At 62.8% G+C, this 4,219-nt stretch carries 4 protein-coding genes; 3 read left to right on the plus strand and 1 reads right to left on the minus strand.

Annotated features, from left to right (window positions below; translation table 11 throughout):
- Positions 1 to 225: hypothetical protein (locus P792_RS39370; RefSeq protein WP_235075534.1), on the minus strand; the 225-nt coding region annotated here is incomplete at its 3' end.
- A 338-nt stretch (positions 226 to 563) separates the two neighbouring features.
- Between P792_RS39370 and P792_RS34215 the strand changes: the two genes are divergently transcribed.
- The 3 genes from P792_RS34215 to trbB all read left to right on the plus strand — a co-directional run bounded on the left by P792_RS34215 (position 564) and on the right by trbB (position 4,133).
- Entirely contained in the window at positions 564 to 2,555 is a 1,992-nt protein-coding gene (locus P792_RS34215; RefSeq protein ID WP_023979798.1) for a conjugal transfer protein TraG, read from the plus strand.
- Between the two features lie 7 nt (positions 2,556 to 2,562).
- A complete protein-coding gene (locus P792_RS34220) occupies positions 2,563 to 3,009 on the plus strand; it encodes a hypothetical protein (RefSeq protein ID WP_023979799.1) in 447 nt (148 codons plus the stop codon).
- Positions 3,010 to 3,203: 194 nt separating this feature from the next.
- On the plus strand, positions 3,204 to 4,133 hold the full coding sequence (gene trbB / locus P792_RS34225; protein WP_031241578.1) for a P-type conjugative transfer ATPase TrbB: 930 nt from the start codon (positions 3,204 to 3,206) through the stop codon (positions 4,131 to 4,133).
- The last annotated feature ends 86 nt before the right edge of the window (positions 4,134 to 4,219 follow it).

Consider the following 4,219-nt stretch of genomic DNA (forward strand, 5'->3'; position numbering starts at 1 on the left):
TGTTCTATTCGGCAGGCCACCCGACATAGGAGGCCGCCCAGTTGCAAAAAAGCGTTTCGACACGCTGATTTCAGGATAGCACATGGGATATCCCCATGTCACCCTTACGTAAGCGCGCGTGCGCGCTGCACCTTCGCGATGCATATCCGTCAACTCGGCAAAAAGTTTGGAGATGAAGCGAGTATTGATTAATGAAGTCGTAGCATTCTCTGCTTTGACCAACACTGTATTCAGAAGTTCCTATACTCTGCCATTCTTCTAAAAAGAAATTCCATGTCTCTATATTTCCAATAATTCCTATTCTTTTTAACATATTTTCCATCCGATGCAGGCTGCGCTGCCGATCGTCCATTCCTCATTGTCATTGCCGTCACCGTAATTTTGAAGCTCAGCCCTATCTCCGAATCGCCTGCTACCGGTGTGTCCCAGGATCGGCTGGGCGGACCTTGTCCGCACAGCGCAAGTATTTTTTCGCTCTGGTTTGCCCGGCTGCGAACAACGCTTAAAAGCACTTGAACGCAGGAATCCGCCGTTCCTTCCTCCTCTAAAAGGGAGGGCTCCCGATGTCGGGCACCAAGATTCTTTGGGGGCAGATCATCGTCGTCTTGGCGATCGTCCTGCTGACCATGTGGACTGCGACCGAATGGATCGCTTGGAAGCTGGCCTTCCAGGCTGAACTCGGGCGACCCTGGTTCGTAATCCTGCGGTTCCCATTCTACTTTCCGCCCGCGTTCTTCTGGTGGTGGTATGCGTATGACGCCTATGCGCCGGAGGTCTTCGCACGGGGTGCCTATATCGCCGCGTCGGGCGGCATCCTGGCTGCGCTTACTGCGATCGGCCTCTCGGTCTGGCGGGCGCGCGAGGCGAAGCGGATCGAGACATATGGCTCGGCCCGTTGGGCTGACGCCAAGGAGATCGCCCAGGCCGGTTTGCTTGACCCCGACGGCGTGGTACTAGGCCGCTATCGTCGAGAGTACCTGCGGCATGACGGGCCAGAGCACGTCCTGACCTTTGCACCAACGCGCAGCGGCAAGGGTGTCGGCATGGTCATCCCCACGCTCCTGACCTGGCCCGGTTCGGCCATCGTCCACGACATCAAGGGTGAGAACTGGGAACTGACGGCGGGATTCCGCGCCCGTTTCGGCCACGTCGTGCTGTTCGATCCAACCAATGCAGCCTCCGCGGCCTACAACCCGTTGCTGGAGATCCGGCGTGGGGAGTGGGAAGTCCGTGATGCCCAGAACGTCGCCGATATCCTCGTCGACCCGGAGGGCAGCCTGGAGAAGCGCAACCATTGGGAGAAGACTTCGCACTCCCTGCTGGTCGGCGCCATCCTGCACGTCCTCTACGCCGAGCCCGACAAGACCCTGGCCGGTGTCGCCAATTTCCTGTCGGACCCGAAGCGCCCCATCGCCACCACGCTGTCAGCGATGATGCGGACGAAGCATCTCGGTGACGCCGGTCCGCATCCCGTCGTGGCCTCGGCCGCGCGCGAGTTGCTGAACAAATCCCCCAACGAGCGCTCGGGTGTGCTGTCCACCGCCATGTCCTTCCTCGGCCTCTATCGCGATCCAGTGGTCGCGGAAGTGACGCGGCGCTGCGAATGGCGCATCGCCGACATTGTCGGCGCCGATCGCCCGGTGACGCTCTACCTGACCGTGCCGCCGTCGGACATCAGCCGCACCAAGCCACTGATCCGTCTGGTGCTGAACCAGATCGGCCGGCGCCTGACGGAAGACCTTGATGCCGCGGCGCGGCGGCGACGTGTGCTGCTGATGCTCGACGAATTCCCGGCCCTCGGGCGGCTGGATTTCTTTGAATCGGCGCTGGCCTTCATGGCGGGCTACCGGATCAAGAGCTTCCTGATCGCCCAGTCCCTCAACCAGATCGAGCGGGCCTACGGGCCGAACAATTCGATCCTCGACAACTGTCATGTCCGGGTGAGCTTCGCCACCAACGACGAACGGACGGCAAAACGTGTCTCCGACGCGCTCGGGACCGCCACCGAGATGAAGGCGATGAAGAACTACGCGGGCCACCGTCTTTCGCCCTGGCTGGGCCATCTGATGGTTTCGCGCTCGGAGACGGCACGCCCGCTGCTGACGGCGGGAGAAGTCATGCAGCTCCCGCCAGCGGATGAGATCGTCATGGCCTCCGGCCTCTATCCGATCCGTGCGAAGAAGGCCCGTTACTTCGAGGATGCGCGCTTCCAGGAACGCATTCTGCCGCCGCCAAAGCCTACGCCCCCGAAGGATGGGTGCCCGGACGACTGGAGTAGCCGTCCCCTGCCGCCCAGGCCGCCGGCACCCGATGCGGCGGCCGAAACGCGGACAGGGGACGATGAGGAAGAAGACCCGAAGCAGTCCGCCCGACGCCATCAGCCCGAACTGGACGAAGGCACTGTCGAGAAAAAGGAGCCGTTGGAGAACGAGTTCACGCCCGATCCGGTCGATGAGTTCGACGACATCGCGCCCCGCAACAACCGGATGAACGATCTCAGGCGCGGCATCGCCCGGCAGGCGTCGCTCGACCGTGGCGATGAGCTTGGACTGTGAGGCAGACATGGCGATACCGAAAAAGAAGGCCCAGATCTCCGTCTATCTCGATCCCGATGTGATGAAGACCCTGTCTGCCTATGCCGCGCGACGCGCGCAGCCGATGTCGCTGATCGTCGAGGCCGCCGTTGCTTCCTTCCTCTCGCCCGACGGGGAAGAGCGCCGCGAGGCTGCTACATCGAAGCGCCTCGACCGGCAGGACCGACGTCTCGCGCGGCTGGAGCGCGATATCGGCATCACGGTGGAGACACTAGCGCTGTTCATCCGTTTCTGGCTGACCACGACCCCGCCGCTGCCCGAACCGGCCGCGAAGGCGGCGCGCGCGCAGGCCGGGGTGCGCTACGATAATTTTGTCGCCGCCCTCGGCCGTAGGCTGGCCCAGGGGCCAAGACTCCAGCAGGAAATCCCGGAGGATGTTTTGGACCCCGGCGCACGGGATGAACCGGAGGCGTAAAATCCGCACCCCGCAAGTATTTTTGCCCTGTGTTTCGCCGCCGTTCTACGACCTCTGAATTCTTGTTGAAACGCGCTGTTTCCAGCCTTTCTTAATGATCCCCGTCGCTGTTCGTCCGTCGCGTGCGGCCCATACGGGGGAAGGTCATGTCGGTTTCCGTCATCCATGAAGGGGCCAGAGTGCGCGGCGTGTCCATGCTGCGCACAGCGATGGGGCCGGCGATTGCCCGGCACCTTGCCGATCCCTCTGTGGTCGAGGTCATGCTTAATCCCGATGGGCGGCTGTGGATCGATCGGCTGTCAGAGGGCATGGCCAACACGGGCGAAACCATCACACCTGCCGACGCCGAGCGCATCGTGCGTCTGGTTGCACACCACGTCGGGGCTGAGGTGCATGAGGGTGCGCCCCGTGTCTCGGCCGAGTTGCCAACCGGCGAACGGTTCGAGGGATTGCTGCCGCCCGTGGTGACGGCCCCCAGTTTCGCGATCCGCAAGCCCGCCGTCGCGGTGTTCACCCTCGATGACTATGTCGCCGCCGGGATCATGACAGAAGGGCTGGCGGTGTCTCTGCGCCGCGCTGTTTCGGAACGGAAGAACATCCTGGTCGCAGGCGGCACATCCACGGGCAAGACCACGCTGGTCAACGCCCTGCTGGCCGAGGTCGCGAAAACCGGCGATCGCGTCGTCCTGATCGAGGACACGCGCGAGTTGCAATGCATGGCGCCCAATCTCATTGCCCTGCGGACCCGCGAAGGGGTCATCACGCTGTCGGATCTCGTCCGGTCCGGTCTGCGCCTGCGTCCCGACCGTATTCCCATCGGTGAGGTGCGTGGTGCCGAAGCCCTTGATCTGGTCAAGGCATGGGGCACCGGCCATCCGGGCGGCATCGGTACGCTGCATGCGGGATCAGTGCTCGCCGCTCTCTACCGTCTCGAACAACTGATCCAGGAAGCGGTGGTAACGGTGCCACGCGCCATGATCGCGGACACCATCGACGTGATCGCTGTCCTGTCCGGGCGAGGCAATGCCCGCCGGCTCTCCGAACTCGCCACCGTGGACGGGCTCGATCCCGCCACCGGCGCCTATCGCATTCATCCCTTCCAGAATTCGGGAGATTCCCAATGACCCATGCCATAATCCGCGTGCGTCGGCACGCGCCCGCCATTTCCGCCATGTTGCTGCTTTCGGTCGCATGGTGTTCCTCGGCCCTG

This window comes from Asaia sp. SF2.1, assembly GCF_000505765.1.
Lineage (GTDB): Bacteria > Pseudomonadota > Alphaproteobacteria > Acetobacterales > Acetobacteraceae > Asaia > Asaia bogorensis.

Coding starts and splice junctions, on each gene's coding strand:
- P792_RS34215 (WP_023979798.1), top strand. CDS start 564: ATGTCGGGCACCAAGATTCTTTGGGGGCAGATCATCGTCGTCTTGGCG.
- P792_RS34220 (WP_023979799.1), top strand. CDS start 2,563: ATGGCGATACCGAAAAAGAAGGCCCAGATCTCCGTCTATCTCGATCCC.
- trbB (WP_031241578.1), top strand. CDS start 3,204: ATGCTGCGCACAGCGATGGGGCCGGCGATTGCCCGGCACCTTGCCGAT.